This window comes from Pseudomonas sp. NFXW11 (assembly GCF_049887815.1).
Classification (GTDB): Bacteria; Pseudomonadota; Gammaproteobacteria; order Pseudomonadales; family Pseudomonadaceae; genus Aquipseudomonas.
The window spans coordinates 129,846-147,541 of the sequence record NZ_JAGEKI010000010.1 but is presented as its reverse complement, the minus strand read 5'-3'; the positions used below and the strand labels follow the sequence as shown (position 1 = coordinate 147,541).

At 62.7% G+C, this 17,696-nt stretch carries 11 protein-coding genes; 7 read left to right on the top strand and 4 right to left on the bottom strand.

What is annotated here, in order from left to right; translation table 11 throughout:
* Window positions 1-106: 106 nt before the first annotated feature.
* Window positions 107-1,939 carry a hypothetical protein gene (locus J4P02_RS17200; RefSeq protein WP_426192355.1) on the top strand — a complete coding sequence of 611 codons (1,833 nt, stop codon included), beginning with the start codon at window positions 107-109 and terminating at the stop codon, window positions 1,937-1,939.
* Here the strand turns inward: J4P02_RS17200 and J4P02_RS17195 are convergent.
* The gene (locus J4P02_RS17195; RefSeq protein WP_426192353.1) at window positions 1,936-2,259 is read right to left on the bottom strand and encodes a hypothetical protein; all 324 of its coding nucleotides are present in this window, start codon (window positions 2,257-2,259) and stop codon (window positions 1,936-1,938) included. The genes J4P02_RS17200 and J4P02_RS17195 overlap by 4 nt on opposite strands.
* Window positions 2,260-2,473: 214 nt before the next feature.
* The gene (locus tag J4P02_RS17190; protein ID WP_426192351.1) at window positions 2,474-4,912 is read right to left on the bottom strand and encodes a Lon protease family protein; all 2,439 of its coding nucleotides are present in this window, start codon (window positions 4,910-4,912) and stop codon (window positions 2,474-2,476) included.
* A 276-nt stretch (window positions 4,913-5,188) separates the two neighbouring features.
* On the opposite strand from J4P02_RS17190, the gene J4P02_RS17185 reads away from it, so the two are divergent.
* The 4 genes from J4P02_RS17185 (at window position 5,189) to J4P02_RS17170 (ending at window position 8,641) form a co-directional block, all read left to right on the top strand.
* Window positions 5,189-5,677, top strand: a complete 489-nt coding sequence (locus tag J4P02_RS17185) for a DUF3015 domain-containing protein (protein ID WP_426192349.1) — start codon at window positions 5,189-5,191, stop codon at window positions 5,675-5,677.
* Between the two features lie 93 nt (window positions 5,678-5,770).
* A complete protein-coding gene (locus tag J4P02_RS17180; protein ID WP_426192347.1) occupies window positions 5,771-7,624 on the top strand; it encodes a DUF4105 domain-containing protein in 1,854 nt (617 codons plus the stop codon).
* Between the two features lie 96 nt (window positions 7,625-7,720).
* Complete coding sequence (locus J4P02_RS17175; protein ID WP_426192345.1) at window positions 7,721-8,077, top strand: hypothetical protein; 357 nt, start codon at window positions 7,721-7,723, stop codon at window positions 8,075-8,077.
* A 72-nt stretch (window positions 8,078-8,149) separates the two neighbouring features.
* Window positions 8,150-8,641: a GreA/GreB family elongation factor gene (locus J4P02_RS17170; RefSeq protein ID WP_426192343.1), complete on the top strand. Its 492-nt coding sequence runs from the start codon at window positions 8,150-8,152 to the stop codon at window positions 8,639-8,641.
* Window positions 8,642-8,647: 6 nt separating this feature from the next.
* Here the strand turns inward: J4P02_RS17170 and gdhA are convergent, their stop codons facing one another.
* Window positions 8,648-9,985 (bottom strand): NADP-specific glutamate dehydrogenase, encoded by a 1,338-nt coding sequence (gene gdhA / locus J4P02_RS17165; protein ID WP_426192341.1) that lies wholly within the window; start codon window positions 9,983-9,985, stop codon window positions 8,648-8,650.
* Window positions 9,986-10,263: 278 nt separating this feature from the next.
* The gene (gene ettA, locus J4P02_RS17160; RefSeq protein WP_426192339.1) at window positions 10,264-11,928 is read right to left on the bottom strand and encodes an energy-dependent translational throttle protein EttA; all 1,665 of its coding nucleotides are present in this window, start codon (window positions 11,926-11,928) and stop codon (window positions 10,264-10,266) included.
* Window positions 11,929-12,210: 282 nt separating this feature from the next.
* Between ettA and J4P02_RS17155 the strand changes: the two genes are divergently transcribed.
* Complete coding sequence (locus tag J4P02_RS17155) at window positions 12,211-16,059, top strand: sensor domain-containing protein (RefSeq protein ID WP_426192337.1); 3,849 nt, start codon at window positions 12,211-12,213, stop codon at window positions 16,057-16,059.
* Window positions 16,060-16,238: 179 nt separating this feature from the next.
* Window positions 16,239-17,492: a serine hydroxymethyltransferase gene (gene glyA / locus J4P02_RS17150; RefSeq protein WP_426192335.1), complete on the top strand. Its 1,254-nt coding sequence runs from the start codon at window positions 16,239-16,241 to the stop codon at window positions 17,490-17,492.
* Window positions 17,493-17,696 lie beyond the last annotated feature (204 nt).

Sequence of the window (17,696 nt, the reverse complement as noted above, 5' to 3'; positions counted from 1 at the left end):
CATAAACCACAGCCAATCCCCTGGGCCACGGGTTTTTCCCGGCGGTTTTTCTGCTAGTGTCCAAGCCGTTGCCCACGCTCACCAACATTGGACAGGAAGACCGGAAATGGATGTGCGATTGCCTTTGGCCAGCCTCGGCCTTGGTCTGGCGCTGCTGATCAGCGGCGGCTGTTCGCCCAGCGACGAGAACAAGCAAGCCAGTCTCGAACAGCGGACCACAGCCTTCGAAAAGTCGCTGGATGGCATAAAGGACCCCAAGCTCAAGGATGCCGTGGCCGATCTCGGTGGCTCCCTGCTGTTGCTGGAGCGGGCGCAACTCAAGCTCGCCAGCAAGTCGATCGAAACCGAATACGGCGATGACAGCCTGGCCCTGCTCAAGCACTACCCCACCCCGCAGGCCCTGGTGGACACCTACGTCAATGGCTTGTTCGTGCTGCGCAAGTCCACCAACTCCGACTACCTGACCGACCTGCAACCGGTGTTTCCCTTCAGCTTCAACATGCCCGCGCAGTTCCCCTTCCCCCATGGCCTGGAATGGCAGTCGGTGACCCTAAGCAACAAGAAGGTCATCCCCTTCCAGCCTGAGTGGTCGGAAACCGACCCGGGTATCCAGCTCAGCCCCTCGAGCTCCAACCTGACCAATCCGGATGACCTGACCGTTGCCTACCCCTATATCGAAGGCCTGGAGGTAGAAAACCAGCATCAGCCGCAGCCGCTCTCACTGCAGGGCAAGCTGGAAGTGATAGCGCCGGGCCGGGTGCTCGACTTCCAGCTGACCCGCGCCGATATCGGTAAGCCTCGCCAGGACGGCAATATTCGCCTGACCCTGCTGGCGCTGGACAAGAACGTTGCCGAGATCGAACTGAGCAACAGTGCAACCCTGCCCGAAGAGGTCGATGACGCCTCCCTCAACCCTTTGCTGGCACAGGCCCGCGACAGCAGCGGGCAGATTCTTTCACGCGCCGGCTCGATCAATGAAAGCGCGCAGCAGATCGCCTTCTACCGCCAGCAACTGGCCGAGATGCAAAAACAGCAGAGTTGGAGCGAAGCCTTCGAGAAGCAGCTGGAGGAAGAACAGCAGGCCTTCGACCGAGAACACCGCAGCCACTACGCCAAGGTCTATTTCAATGGCCAGGTAGAGCAACTGGAGGTGGCCGTGCTGGACTTTTCCCAGGCCAGCGTGACCCGCAAGGACCTCAACCTGCCGGTGCAGCGTTTCGAGCACAGCACCAGTGACAAGAACATTCAGGCGCTGCCCATGCCAGCGGTGGTCTATGACGATCAGGCCGCCGCCTACCTCAAGGGTGCGCAGCTCGACGAAGAGACCCTGAAGAAATCGGTGAGCATCAGCCAGTCGGTGGAGGATGCCAGCGCGGCGCGCATCGAGTTCAGCCATCCACGAACCTTCAATGACGAACTGCTGGGGCAGGAATTCAACAGTGGTGATACTCCGCTGACCTTCTTCACCCAGAACGACCAGGGCCAGCGCGGCGAACCCATCGAACTGCCGGACGAGGCCTTTGAAATCGACCCCATGCGCGGCGTCATCACCTACGACCTGAACCTGTTCCCGGAAACTCCGGCCTACGCCGTTGGCTCCATTCCGCTGTACCTGGCCAGCATCGACAAGAACAGCATCATCGCCCGACAGTTGCCCAAGGGCCTGGAGCTCAGGGGTAATGCCCTGATCGTCGACCAGAAGCTGTTTCCATCCAACGCCTGGCGCTTCTACGCCAAGGACGACAGCGGCCAGTACCTGAAGGAGATTCTTGCGGTCAGCCACAACGCCCCCAACTCCGGCCCGGCGCTGTTCGATGTGCACTATTTCTATGGTCAGCCCAGCCAGCTGGAAACCTACAGCCGCAGTGAACTCAACACCCTGGAGTACGGCTTCGAGGTCAAGCTCGACAAGGCCGAAACATCGCCGCCCGAGCCCTAAAACTCACCGACACTGCGCCCGCGCTCGCCATTGATCTGCCGCAACTGGGCCTGCAAGTGCAGGCACCAGATCTGCGGATCATCGGCCAGCTGGTAACCATGGGTGGTCAGGCTTTCGACTATCGAATCGAGGATCGACTCGGCCACCACCGGCCCGCAAAAGGGCCCCTGGGACTTGATCGCTGAGGGTTGTTCACCGGCCATTCCGGCGGCGAAGAGAAGGGTCCACATACCGTTGTCCCCCGCCAGAGGGCGGACACTGCATTCGATACGGGTAACCAGGCCAAGGCATTGGCGAGTGAGGCAAAGGTTGCGCGACATGGCGGCGCCCCTCGGTAAAACCACTGTTCAGCCGGCAACTGCAGGCTGTTTCGATCCAGCGACGACTGTTCTTCTCCTTGCCCTGAGAATAGAAGAAATGCCTGATAAACAAAGTTGCCCCATTCAACAGGCGCCGAATGGTCTATTTTGAAAAATTGGCGTCAGCGCCATGGCGGCGATAGTGGGGGCCATAGCCCCCGACCATCGAGCACAATCACACCGGCTTGGCCTCCGCCAGCGCTTCCTGGGCCAGTTCTTTTTCCGCCTCTTTCAGATCCTCCTCACTGATCATCTCGGCAATCACTCGCAGGCGTTCCACCACTCGCGCGTTGACACTGCCCTCGGGGAACTGCCCGTCGGCGTCCGGCTCACCGGCCGGCTCGCCCACCAGCAGGCTCAGGGCCTCGTCGGCCTGGCGCACCGCGTACACGTGGAACTGTCCGGCGCGCACCGCCTGCAGCACGCGCTCATCGAGCATCAGGGTGGCGACGTTGGCCTGGGGAATGATCGCCCCCTGCTCGCCGGTCAGGCCACGGGCCTCGCAGAGCCGGAAGAAGCCCTCGATCTTCTCGTTGACACCGCCCACCGCCTGCACTTCACCGAACTGGTTGATCGACCCGGTGATGGCGAAGCACTGCTTGAGCGGCGTCTTCGACAGGGCCGAGATCAGCGTGCAGGCCTCGCCCAGGGAAGCGCTGTCGCCGTCCACATAGCCGTAGGACTGCTCCAGGGCGATGCTTGCGGAAATCGCCAGGGGGAACTCCTGGGCATAGCGACTGCCCAGGTAGCCGGTGAGAATCATCACCCCCTTGGAGTGGATCGGCTGGCCCAGATTGACCTCGCGTTCGATGTCAACGATGCCGCTACCACCTGGGTAGACCGTGGCGGAGATTCGCGCCGGCACACCAAAGGCCGAGTCGCCCACTTCCAGCACCGTCAGGCCGTTGCACTTGCCCACAGCGGCGCCGTCGGTGTCGATCAGAATGATGCCCGCCAGCATGTCATCGAGAATTCGCGCCGACACTCGCCCGGTGCGGGTGGCCTTGGCTTTCAGTGCCCGCTCGATATGCCCGGCATCGGTCATTTCGTCCCCGGCCAGATGGCGGATGAAGTCCGCCTCACTGACCAGTTGGAACAGATCGCCGATGCGTGCCGACAAGCGCCCCTGATGCTCGGCCAAGCGCGCGCTGTAGGTCGCCAGGCGCGCCACCGCATCGGCGGTCAGGGGCGCCATGCCCTCCTCCGAGGTGCGGGTTTTGAGCAACTGGGCGAACTGCTCCAGGCTCTCGTCGACCATCGGGATGTCTTCGTCGAAGTCCACCAGCACCCGGAACATCTCCTGGAAGTCCGGGTCCAGGTCTTGCAGCGTGTAGTACAGCTGGCGGGCGCCAATGATGATCACCTTGACCTGCAATGGAATCATCTGCGGCGTCAGGGTCACGGTGGCCAGTCGGCCCATCTCGCCCAGGGGTGACTCCATCTTCAGCTTGCGCGACTGCAGGGCACGCTTGAGGGCGTCCCAGACAAAGGGCTCGCTGAGCATCTTCTCGGCTTCCAGGATCAGGAAGCCGCCATTGGCCCGATGCAGGGCGCCGGGGCGCAACTGCCGGTAAGTGGTGTAGAGCGCGCCCTGGTCGGTGCTGTACTCGATCCTGCCGAACAGGTTGTCGTAGGTCGGATGGGGTTCGAACACCACCGGCGCACCACCGCTGGCCGGGTGCCCCACCACTAGGCTCGGGCAGTACTGTTCCTCCAGCAACTTGCGCGCCACGGCGTCGGTCTTGCTGTCGTCCACCAGTTGCTCGACCACGGTCTTCAACAGGTAGACCTGCATGGCCTGCAGGTAGCCGCAAACCCCGGCGTTCTCCGCGTACTTCTCCGACAGCGGCGCCAGCAGCGGTTGCAAGGCCAGGGTGATGGTTTCCTCGTTGAGCTGGCGCAGCTGGTTGCTCGACTCGCGCTTCCACTGCGGCAGGCTCGCCAGTTCTTCGTTGAGGCGCTCTTCCAGGGTCGAGATGTCCTCGTGGAAACGCTCGCGATCGGCCTCCGGCAACTGGGCGAACTCGGCTTCGTCCAGGGCCTTGCCCTCGAACATCGGGGTGAAGGCGATATTGCTGCTATCGCGGTACAGCGCCACGTCCTTTTCCAGGGCCAGGCGCTCGATCACATCCAGGGCGCGGTCGTAGCGCTGGTTGAAGGCACGGTCGATGGCGCTCTTCTTCTGCTGGTAGGACGGGTGCTCGAACACCGCGGGAAAGGTCGCCAGCAGGTTGTCGATCAAGCCATTGATATCGACGATGAAACTGCCCGCGGCACCGGCCGGCAGCTCCAGGGCGCGAGGCTCCCGCGGTTCGTCGAAATTGTTCACGTACACCCAGTCCGAGGGAGTCTGCAGGCGCTTGCCCTCGGCCTTCAGGTAACGTTTGACGAAGGAAAAGCGGCCGGTGCCCGGCTCGCCCATGACAAACACGTTGTAACCGGGGCGCGGCATGGCCACACCGAACTGCAAGGCTTCGACCGCGCGTTCCTGGCCAAGCACACCGCGAAAGGGCTCCAGATCATTGGTGGTCGAGAAGCTGAACTGTTCAGCAGAGAAAGGACGAGTCAGCGCTTCAGGCGCGAGACGCAGGCTGGCAGCAACAGGATCAGGCATCGGGCTTCCTTACATCAGGCGGGGCAGATGGCGGCATTCTGGCGCTGGCCATGCCCGGCTGGCAAGGCGCGCCTAGGGAGAAAGCATAGACAGGCTCGACAGCTGCGGCTCGAGCCAGTAAAACCTGCTATGGCGGGTCGGGCGGTGTAAAAAAATACGGAACCCGATGAACCTGCCTAAACTCCAAACTGCGCGGCTGGGTAGATAACCGGCCCCCTGGTGCCCGTACGGGCCAGACCCCCTGTCCATTGGTATGCACACAAAGAGAACAAGGCTATGAAACGGATTCTTCTCGGTACTCTTTTCACCGCTGTATCCCTCAACGCCATGGCCCAGGCGCCAGGCGGCCCGGATTGCGGCTGGGGCAACATGCTGTTCGAAGGCCAGCGCGGCACCCCGGCACACTTCCTCGCCTCAACCACCAACGGCACTTCCGGCAACGCCACATTCGGCATGACCTCCGGCACCAACGGCTGCTCCACCAACGCCGCGCTGACCTATGGCGGTAAATCCTGGTTCGCCATGAACGGCATGATGAACGAGCTCTCCGAAGACATGGCCAAGGGCCAGGGCGAAGCCTTGACCACCTACGCCGTGGTCCTGGGCGTAGCCCCTGAAGACCGTGCGCATTTCGCCGCGGTGACCCACGAGCACTTCCAGCAGATCTTCAGCAAGGCTGACGTCACCGCCGAAGACGTGCACACCAACACCCTGGCTGTGTTGAAAAACGACCCACGCCTGGCCAAGTACGCAACCCAGGCCTAAGCCCGCGCTGCCCGCTCCTTGCCGGGAGCGGGTTTTGTTTTGCCGGACCTTGCCCGCCTTGGGCTTTTGTATTTCCGACTCAAGTTGCCCGCCATGCTCAAACGCCTTGCCTACCTGGCGCTCTGTGTCTGCGCCCCGTCATACGCTGCGCCCCACATCGACCCTCAACGTTTGCAGCAACTGGCCCATGACCCGTTCTGGATCTCTATCGGTCACTACGAGAGCGCCAAGCTGGGTGGCTGGCGCAGCTATGTCAGCGATCCGAAGTTCTTCCTCGCCAGTGACGGCGCCCACCACCCCGACGCGGAGCTGAGCGCCACCGTGGATGCGCTCTATGCCCCGGCCGGCGCCGGTGAACGCCATGCGCAATGCGTCTACCCGGCGCGTACCCGCTGGCTCAAGGCGCAGCTGGGCTTGAATGACTTGCCCACAGTGCAGTGCAGCGAGTTCACGCAGTGGTTCAAGGATGTCGCGCCCCACAGCACGGTGATGATCTTTCCCGCGGCCTACCTGAACAGCCCGTCGTCGATGTTCGGCCATACCCTGCTGCGCATCGACCAGGCCGATGTGCAGAGCAACCACACGGCCCTGCTCAGCTATGCGATCAATTTCGGCGCCTATATCGAAGGTTCCGACAACAGCATCCTCTATGCCTGGAAGGGCTTGATGGGCGGCTACCCGGGCCTGTTCGCCCTGGTGCCCTACCAGGAAAAACTCGCCGAGTACCGCAGCCTGGAAAACCGCGACCTGTGGGAGTACCGGCTGAACCTGACCCCGGTTGAAACCGAGCGCATGGTGGAACACGTCTGGGAACTGAAACAGATCAAGTTCGACTACTTCTTCTTCGACGAGAACTGCTCCTACCGCCTGCTGGAACTGCTGCAAGTGGCGCGTCCCAGCCTGCGCCTGACCGAGCAGTTCCCCTTGACCGCGATTCCCACCGATACGGTCAAGGCGGTGAAGGATGCCGGGCTGGTGGAGCGCATCGACTATCGTCCATCCCGCGAGCGCGAGCTGCTCAACCGTGCCCAGCCCCTGAGCCCGGAGGAACAGCAATGGGTGCTCAAGGTCAGCGCCGACCAGCAGCAACTGCAAGCCCCCGAGCTCAAGGCGCTGCCCCGGGATCGCCAGGCGTTGATCGTGGACGCCGCCTACCGCCTCGAACGCTACCGGGCCAATGGCCTGGAGCGGGATGCCGAGCGCTCGCAACGCAGCTTCGAACTGCTGCGGGCGATCAACCAGAACCCGGCGCCGGAACTGCAAGTCCAGCGCCCCGGCCTGCCGGAAGACGGCCATCAGTCGCGCACCTGGCAACTGGGGGTCGGCACCCGGGACGACAAGGCGTTCGCCGAGTACGGCCTGCGCATGGCCTACCACGACCTCAACGACAATGCCGAAGGCTTCCCGCTGGGCGCGCAGATCGAAATCCTGCAGATGAAGCTGCGCCAGTACGAGGGCAACCACTGGCAGTTGCAACGGCTCGACCTGGCCACCATCCGCTCCCTGACCCCGCGCAACCAACTGCTGCAACCCTGGTCCTGGCAGGTCAGCGGTGGCCTGGAGCGGGTACCGGGCAAGCACGACGACGAAACCCTGGCCAGCCATGTGAATGGCGGGGCCGGCGGCACCTGGCAACTGGGCGAAGACACCCTGGGCTTTGCCCTGGGCACCGTACGGGTGGAACACAACGCCGATTTCGCCGGCTTTATCGCTCCCGCGGCGGGCTTCAACTCCGGGCTGCTGTGGAGGAACCCGCTGGGCAACCTCAGCCTCGAAGCCAAGGGCGACTACTTCACCAATGGCGAAGTACGCCGCAGCCTGAGCCTCAACCAACAGTGGGAACTGTCGCGCAACCTGGGCTTGCGCCTGAGCGCGCAACGCCAGTTCAGCCAGTTGGCCACGCCAGTCAACGAAGTCATGCTCGAACTCAAGTGGTATCAGTACTAGCAGCGGCAAGCGGCAAGAGGTTGGTGACATGCTTTTCACGGAGGGCTGACATTCGGGCTTCTAGACTTCATCTATATGAAGCCTGGGAGTCTCTCGATGTGGCGTTGTGCTTGGACAGTGCTGATGCTGGCGCTGCTCGGTGGTTGTGAATCGAACCACCAGTACCTGCTCAGGCAAGGCTACCCGCCGGCCTTTGTCGACGGCTTCGATGCTGGCTGCGTCAGTGGCCGCCAGGCGGCTGGGTCGATGAGCGGCGAATACCGCAAGGACGTGCCGCGCTACCTCAAGGACCCGCAATACGCCGACGGCTGGACCGATGGTTTCCGCCAATGCCAGGGGATGCTGGAGAACCGTGAGCGCAACGACTTTCGGGACCGTCACTGGGACGACCGCGAACGGGCCTGGCAACAGGAAAAGGACCGCGACGCAGCGCGGGCCTATCGCTCGCCATAAGTCGCTTTCAGGTAACCGCCCGGGCCCAAAGCCTGCAACCATGCTGCATTCCTCCCAGCCAGGAGCACCCTCATGAGCCGCGCCTTCGTCAATGAAGATCAGGCTGCCGCCCAGGCCGAGCAGCCGGTGGAGCGTCAGATCAGCGACCAACCCAATTACGTGACGCCCCAGGGGCTTGCCGAACTGCAGGCCCGGGTCACGCTGCTGCACGCGCAGCACGCAGAGCAGAGCCATCTGGGCGACGCCGCCGATGCGCAACGCCTGGCGGAGCTGGAACGCGACCTGCGGTACTTCACCGCACGCCTGCACAGCGCCCAGGTGGTCAACGCCGGCAGCAGTGACCAGGTGCAGATCGGCAGTCGGGTGACCTTCGCCAACGAGCAGGATCAACAGCAGAGCGTGCAGTTGGTGGGGGAGGATCAAGCGGATACGGCCAGGGGCCTGGTCAACTGGGCCTCGCCCCTGGGCCGTGCGCTGCTGGGCGCACGCCCCGGAGACGAAGTGCTGTGGAAACGGCCGGTGGGGGATCAGCTGATCGAGATCATCCGCATCGAACCGGCCTGAGGCGCCTCACACCACGCCTTGAGCGAGCATGGCATCGGCCACCTTGACGAAGCCGGCGATGTTCGCGCCCTTGACGTAGTTGATCCGCCCATTCTCTTCGCCGTAATGCACACAGGCGTGGTGAATAGACTGCATGATGGCGTGCAGCTTGCTGTCCACCTCGCCGGCGGTCCACAGCAGGCGCATGGCGTTCTGCGACATCTCCAGCCCGCTCACCGCCACGCCGCCGGCGTTGGAGGCCTTGCCCGGGGCAAACAGGATGCCGGCGTCGATAAAGATATCCACAGCCTCCAGGGTGGTGGGCATATTGGCGCCCTCGGCGACACAGATGCAGCCATTGCGCAGCAGGGTGCGGGCGGCGTTGGCATCCAGCTCATTCTGCGTGGCGCAAGGCAGGGCGATGTCGCAGGGCAGGTCCCATGGAGTCTTGCCGGCGCGGAATTCCAGGCCGAAACGGCTCGCCAGTTCGCTGATGCGCCCACGCGAGACGTTCTTCAGCTCCAGTACCGCCGCCCATTGCTCCTCGGTAAGGCCCGACTCGCAATACAGGGTGCCTTCGGAGTCGGACAGGGAAATCACCTTGCCGCCCAGGTCCATGACCTTGCGCGCCGCGTACTGCGCCACGTTGCCGGACCCGGAAATCGCCACCCGCTTGCCCTCGACCCGATCGTCACGGCGCTTGAGCATTTCCTCGGCGAAGTACACACAGCCAAACCCGGTGGCTTCCGGACGGATCAGGCTGCCGCCGTAGCTGATGCCCTTGCCGGTCAGCACTGAAGTGAACTGGTTGCTCAGGCGCTTGTACTGGCCGAAGAGGAAGCCTATTTCCCGGGCACCCACGCCAATATCACCCGCCGGTACGTCGACATCGGCACCAATATGCCGATACAGCTCGCTCATGAAGGCCTGACAGAAACGCATTACCTCGGCATCGCTCTTGCCCTTGGGATTGAAGTCCGAGCCACCCTTGCCGCCGCCCATGGGCAGGGACGTCAGGGAGTTCTTGAAGGTCTGCTCGAAGGCGAGGAATTTCAGCACCCCGAGATTGACCGACGGGTGGAAGCGCAAACCGCCCTTGTAGGGGCCGATGGCGCTGTTCATCTGAATGCGGAAGCCGCGGTTGACCCGAACCTTGCCCTGATCGTCGACCCACGACACGCGAAACACCACGGCCCGCTCCGGCTCGCAGATGCGCTCGAGAATCCCGGAGCTCAGGTAATGCGGATTGGCCTCAAGAAAGGGCCACAGGCTGCGCAGTACTTCTTCCACCGCCTGGTGGAATTCAGGCTGGTCCGGGTCGCGCTTTTTCAGGCGGGCGAGGAAGTCTTCGACGGATTCGATCATGGGAAGTCTCGGCAAATTTATTGTCGTTAAGGGGAGATTTGCCCAGGACTTTATCAACTCGAACCGCACCGCGACAGCGCAAAATGTCGCAGTTATGAATTTAAATGGTGCAATAAATATAAATGGCGACGATTTTCAGGGTTTTTGTGCACTGATTTGGTGGCGCAAATAGCAAAGCTTGCACGCTTTTGGATTGCCTGAAAAAGCTTCTCCAGCTTGCCTGTAAACAAAAAAAACGGAGCCCGAAGGCTCCGTTGTTCTTTCCAGCAGCGAGCCGATCAGGCCAGCTTCTTGTGCCGTACGCGGTGTGGCTGCGCAGCGGCTTCGCCCAGGCGCTTCTTGCGATCGGCTTCGTACTCGGTGTAGTTGCCTTCGAAGAACACTGCCTGGGAATCGTCTTCGTACGCCAGGATGTGGGTAGCCACCCGGTCCAGGAACCAGCGATCGTGGGAAATCACGATGGCGGCGCCCGGGAAGTCCAGCAGGGCTTCCTCCAGGGAACGCAGGGTTTCGACGTCGAGGTCGTTGGACGGTTCGTCGAGCAGCAGGACGTTGCCGCCCTCCTTCAGGGTCAGGGCCAGGTGCAGGCGGCCACGCTCACCACCGGACAGGTCCTTGACGAACTTCTGCTGGTCGCCGCCCTTGAAGTTGAAGCGACCGACGTAGGTACGCGACGGAATCTCGTAGTTGCCGATGCGAATCTGGTCGGAACCGTCGGAGATCTGCTGGAACACGGTCTTGCTGCCGTCCAGGTCCTCGCGGCTCTGGTCGACGCAGGCCAGCTGCACGGTTTCACCGATCTCGATGCTGCCCGAATCCGGCTGTTCCTTGCCCATCAGCATGCGGAACAGGGTCGACTTACCGGCACCGTTACCGCCGATCACGCCGACGATGGCGCCCTTGGGCATGGAGAACGACAGGTTGTCGATCAGCACGCGATCGCCATAACCCTTGGTGACGTTCTTGAACTCGATGACCTTGTCACCCAGGCGCGGGCCGGCCGGGATGTAGATCTCGTTGGTTTCGCTGCGCTTCTGGAATTCCTGGGACTGCATTTCCTCGAAGCGTTGCAGACGTGCCTTGGATTTCGACTGACGTGCCTTGGCGCCCTTGCGCACCCACTCCAGCTCTTCCTTCATGGCCTTTTCATGGGCCGACTGCTGCTTGGATTCCTGGGCCAGACGATCGGACTTGGCTTCCAGCCAACCCGAATAGTTGCCCTCGTAAGGAATACCGGCGCCGCGGTCGAGTTCGAGAATCCAGCCGGCGACGTTGTCCAGGAAGTAACGGTCGTGGGTGATCGCAACCACGGTGCCCGGGAAGTCATGGAGGAAGTGTTCCAGCCAAGCGACGGAATCGGCGTCCAGGTGGTTGGTCGGTTCGTCGAGCAGCAGCATGTCGGGGGCCGACAGCAGCAGGCGGCACAGGGCCACACGGCGTTTTTCACCACCGGACAGGTGCTCGACCTTGGCGTCCCAGGCCGGCAGGCGCAGGGCATCGGCAGCCACTTCCAGCTGGCGCTCCAGGTTATGACCGTCGCTGGCCTGCAGGATGGCTTCCAGCTTGGCCTGCTCGGCGGCCAGCTTGTCGAAGTCGGCATCCGGCTCGGCGTAAGCGGCGTAGACCTCGTCCAGGCGCGCCTGGGCGTCCTTGATCACGCTGACCGCTTCCTCGACCACTTCACGCACGGTCTTGGTCGGGTCCAGTTGCGGTTCCTGGGGCAGGTAACCGATGTTCAGCTCCGGCATCGGCCGGGCTTCGCCTTCGAACTCGGTGTCGACGCCGGCCATGATCTTCAGCAGCGTGGACTTGCCCGAGCCGTTGAGGCCCAGTACGCCGATCTTGGCGCCAGGGAAAAAGGACAGGGAGATGTTTTTCAGGATTTCCCGCTTCGGCGGAACAACTTTGCCCAGCCGATGCATGGTGAAGACGTATTGAGCCATGGTGAACCTAGCGTCAGTGACGGATGAATAGAACGGGCCGGGCCCGGGCCAGGCCATGCGCTGCGCCGACATTGATCATGATCAATACCGGCGGGCGGAAAAAGCCTGATTGTCTGGAGCTGGAACGCTCCCGCGTAACCGGCAAAACTACCTCAATGCACGATCCAGGTCCAGCCAAGCGGGACTGGCACTTTGCCACAAGTCAAGGCATGCTAGCCGCCCTTCGGGCGTCCGGCTTATAGTGCACGTCGCGCCAGCCCAGCCAAACCGCAGGATCACAGCTTGTCCAACGTCACTTCGCCACAGCCCGCGCGCGTTAAAGCCTCTGCGCCGGCTTATCCCTTGCGGGGCACACTCAAGGGCGCACTGGCAACGCTGGTGCTGTTGCTCCTGGCCCTATTGTTCTGGCAATTGCTCGACCAACTGCAACAGAGCCGCCAGGACCAGCGCCAGCACGCCATCGACTACAGCGCCGACCTGGCCGACCACCTGAGCCTGAACCTGGCGCTGAATGCGCAGATCGCCCTCAACCTGCTGCCCATCGTCGAAGCTCCCCAAGACAGCCAGCAGCAACAGCAACTGCTGCAAAAGCTCCAGCGCTCCTTGCCGGATATCCGCAGCTTTGCCCTGCTGGACGACCGCGGCCAGGTTCTCAGCGACAGTGCCAGCGACAGCCAGGACGCCCTGTGGCTCGCCGAACTGGTGCAACGCAGCCACGCCCAGCGCTACTACTACAGCAACCCCGCCGACGGCTCGGTGGTGCATGTGCTGCTGCATCAAGCCAGCGGCACCACCCGCAGCTACTGGGTATTGCGCCTGGCGCCGAGCTTCCTGCAGACCCTGGTGCGCCAGAGCGAGGATGGCTTCAAACCCAGCTGGGTGATTGAGAACCGCCTGAGCCACCAGGTGATCAAGCGCGACGAACGCAGCACCCCGACCCCGGGCCTGCTCGATCCCGATGAAATGAACGACAGCGTGCTGCTGGTGCCCCTGGGCAACAGCGACTGGCAACTGCGCGGGCTGTTCGACCAGCGCGCGGTGATCGAGCAACTGTTGCCGGCCTTTATCGGCAAGTGCCTGCTGGGCCTGGCCTTCTCCCTGTTGCCGGTGATCGCCCTGCTGAACATGCGCCGCCGCCAACGCCAGCTACATGAAGGCCGGCGGCGTTACCAGGACATCTTCGAAGGCACCGGGGTGGCCCTGTGCGTACTGGATATCTCCGGGCTCACCGGCCTGCTCGGCAAGCACCACCTGCATAACAGCGAGCAACTCAAGCGCTGGCAGAGCGCCGACCCCGAACAGCGCCGCCAGTTGCTCGCCGAACTGCGCATCACCGAGGTCAACCAGGTTGCCCTGCGCCTGCTCAATGTCGAATCCAGCGAGCAAGCCTGGCAGTTGCTGATCGAGGGCAACCCGAAGAACAGCAATGCCATCGGCAGCCAGTTGCTGGAAGCGGTGGTCAATCAACACAAACAGCTGGAGCTGGAAATCAAGCTCAGCGACGCCCAGGGCAATGACCAGCATCTATGGCTGGTGCTGCGCCTGCCGGAGGCGGTCGAGGACTACAGCGCGGTGATCCTCAGCATCAGCGATATCACCAGCCGCAAACTGATCGAGCTGTCGCTGCTGGAGCGCGAAGGGTTCTGGTCGGACGTGGTGCGCACCGTGCCCGATCACCTCTATGTGCAGGACGTGATCAGCCAGCGGATGATCTTCAGCAACCACCACCTGGGCCAGACCCTGGGCTACAACAAGACCGAGCTGCACCAGATGGGCGAATACTTCTGGGAAATCCTCCTGCACCCGGAAGATGCCGACCTCTACCACCGCCTGCGCCAGGAACAGCGCCACCAGGGTTATGCCCAGTTGCTGCAGTGCCAGTTGCGCTTCCGCCACCGCAGTGGCCAATGGCGGCGCTTCGAGATCCGTGAACAGGCCCTGGCCCGGGATCGCTACGACCAGGTGACACGGATCATCGGCGTGGCCAAGGACATCACCGACCAGATCGAGGCCAGCGAATCCCTGCGCGACAGCGAGCAGCGCTACCGCATGCTCGCCGAAAGCATCAGCGACGTGATCTTCTCCACCGACAACAAACTTTCGCTGAACTACGTCAGCCCCTCGGTGCATGCCGTGCTCGGCTATGACGTGGAATGGGTGTTCCAGAACGGCTGGCAGTCGACCATCGCCAACCCGCAGCAGCTGACCGGCATCTATACCCTGATGGACCGGGTCAGCAAGGCCCTGGACAAGCCCGAGCAACTGGCGCAATTGCGCAGCCAGGTGCAGACCCAGCTGTTCCTCTTCGATTGCCTGCGGGCCGATGGGCGCAAGATCCCCATCGAGCTGCGGCTGGTGCTGGTGTGGGACGAACACGGTGCCTTCGAAGGCGTGCTCGGCGTGGGCCGCGATATCAGCCAGCAGCGTCGCGCGGAAAAGGACCTGCGCATGGCGGCCACGGTGTTCGAGCACTCGACCTCGGCGATCCTGATCACCGACCCCGCCGGCTATATAGTCCAGGCCAACGAGGCCTTCAGCCGAGTCAGTGGTTATGCGGTGTCCCAGGTGCTCGACCAGTTGCCCAACATGCTCACCGTCGACGACCAGCAGGAAGCCCACCTGCGCTACGTGCTCAAGCAGCTCAACCAGCACAGCACCTGGGAGGGCGAGGTCTGGCTCAAGCGTCGCGATGGCGAGCACTACCCGGCCTGGGTCGGGATCACCGCGGTGCTCGACGACGAAGGCGACCTGGCCAGCTACGTGTGCTTCTTCACCGACATCAGCGAGCGCAAGGCCAGTGAACAGCGGATTCACCGCCTGGCCTACTACGACGCCCTGACCCACCTGCCCAACCGCACACTGTTCCAGGATCGCCTGCACACCGCCCTGCAATCGGCGGAACGGCAGAAGTCCTGGGTGGTGCTGATGTTCCTCGACCTGGACCGTTTCAAGCCGATCAACGACTCCCTGGGCCACGCCGCCGGCGACCGCATGCTCAAGGAAATGGCCACCCGCCTGCTGGGCTGCGTCGACGAAGACGACACCGTGGCGCGCATGGGCGGCGACGAATTCACCCTGCTGCTGCAACCGCGCTCCAACCGGGAAATAGCCCTGAACCGGGCCATTACCGTAGCCGAGCAGATTCTCGGCAGCCTGGTGCGGCCATTTGTCCTGGAAGGTCGCGAGTTCTTCGTCACCGCCAGTATCGGCATTGCCCTGAGCCCTCAGGACGGCAACGAGCTGAGCCAGTTGATGAAGAACGCCGACACCGCGATGTACCACGCCAAGGAACGCGGCAAGAACAACTTCCAGTTCTACCAGGCCGATATGAACGCCAGCGCCCTGGAGCGCCTGGAGCTGGAAAGCGACCTGCGCCACGCCCTGGAGCAGGAAGAATTCGTGCTCTATTACCAGCCGCAGTTCAGCGGCGACGGCAAGCGCCTGACCGGTGCCGAGGCCCTGCTGCGCTGGCGCCATCCGCGTCGCGGGCTGGTGCCGCCGGGGGACTTCATCCCGGTGCTGGAAGAGCTCGGCCTGGTGGTGGACGTGGGCGACTGGGTGATCAGCGAAGCCTGCCGCCAGCTCAAGGCCTGGCACCAGGCCAAGGTGCGGGTGCCCAAGGTCTCGGTGAACATCTCCGCCCGGCAGTTCTCCGACGGCCACCTGGGCATGCGCATTGCCACCATTCTCAAGGACACCGGCCTGCCGCCGGCGTGCCTGGAGCTGGAGCTCACCGAAAGTATCCTGATGCGCGAAGTGAGCGAGGCAATGCAGATCCTCGACGGCCTGAAGAACCTCGGCCTGAGCATCGCGGTGGACGACTTCGGCACTGGCTATTCGTCGCTCAACTACCTCAAGCAGTTCCCCATCGACGTGCTGAAGATCGACCGCACCTTCGTCGACGGCCTGCCGTCCGGCGAGCAGGACGCGCAGATCGCCCGGGCCATTATCGCCATGGCCCACAGCCTCAACCTGGCGGTGATCGCCGAGGGCGTGGAAACCCACGAACAGCTGGATTTCCTCCGCGAGCACGGCTGCGATGAAGTCCAGGGCTACCTGTTCGGCCGGCCAATGCCGGCCAACCGCTTCGAGGCGCAGTTCAGCAACGATGCGCTGTTCATGTTTGATTAGAAGCAGCGGCAAGCTTCAAGCGACCAGCGGCAAGAAAACATGGCCGTTTTCTGCTTGCAGCTTGCTGCTCGTCACTTGAACGCTGCTTCTATGCGACATGATGTCCTTTCATATGCCATCTAAAACCCATTGGGTTAGAATGCCTCCCTTTTCTGCCCCCCCGATCCTTGAGGACCGCCATGTTCAGCCGTGATTTGACTATTGCCAAGTACGACGCCGATCTCTTTGCCGCCATGGAGCAAGAAGCTCAGCGCCAGGAAGAGCACATTGAGCTGATCGCTTCGGAAAACTACACCAGCCCAGCGGTGATGGAAGCTCAAGGCTCGGTGCTGACCAACAAGTACGCCGAAGGTTACCCAGGCAAGCGTTACTACGGCGGCTGCGAATACGTCGACGTGGTTGAACAGCTGGCCATCGACCGCGCCAAGGAACTGTTCGGCGCCGACTACGCCAACGTCCAGCCACACGCCGGTTCCCAGGCCAACGCGGCCGTTTACCTGGCCCTGCTGCAAGGCGGCGACACCATCCTGGGCATGAGCCTGGCCCACGGCGGTCACCTGACCCACGGTGCTGCGGTGTCCTCCTCCGGCAAGCTGTACAACGCCGTTCAGTACGGCATCGACGCCAACGGCCTGATCGACTACGACGAAGTCGAGCGCCTGGCCGTCGAGCACAAGCCGAAAATGATCGTGGCCGGTTTCTCCGCCTACTCGCAGATCCTCGACTTCCCGCGCTTCCGCGAAATCGCCGACAAGGTCGGTGCCTACCTGTTCGTCGACATGGCTCACGTGGCCGGCCTGGTCGCTGCTGGTGTCTACCCGAACCCGGTGCCATTCGCCGACGTGGTGACCACCACCACTCACAAGACCCTGCGCGGTCCACGTGGCGGCCTGATCCTGGCTCGCGCCAACGCCGACATCGAGAAGAAGCTCAACTCCGCAGTATTCCCGGGTGCCCAGGGCGGCCCGCTGGAGCACGTTATCGCCGCCAAGGCGATCTGCTTCAAGGAAGCGCTGCAGCCTGAGTTCAAGGCCTACCAGCAGCAAGTGGTGAAGAACGCCCAGGCCATGGCCACGGTGTTCATCGAGCGCGGTTTCGACGTGGTTTCCGGCGGTACCGAAAACCACCTGTTCCTGCTGTCGCTGATCAAGCAGGACATCTCCGGTAAGGACGCCGACGCCGCTCTGGGCAAGGCCTTCATCACCGTGAACAAGAACTCGGTGCCAAACGACCCACGCTCCCCGTTCGTCACCTCCGGCCTGCGCTTCGGCACCCCGGCCGTGACCACTCGTGGCTTCAAGGAAGCCGAGTGCCGCGAACTGGCTGGCTGGATCTGCGACATCCTGGCGGACCTGAACAACGAAGCGGTGATCGACGCCGTGCGTGAGAAGGTCAAGGCCATCTGCAAGAAGCTGCCGGTATACGGCGCTTAATCAGCCCGCAGACCGCAACAGAAGAAGCCCGGCCCAGCGCCGGGCTTTTTTTTGCCTGGGGAAAACGCCTGCGCAGGACGATGGCGAAGAGGAAAACCACTGGTCAGACCGGTCATGCCAATTTGCGACACCCCCCTTGTAAAGGCCCATAACCCGAGCCTAGACTGCGCCTGCACTGGACATACCGGTAAGACCACAATAATT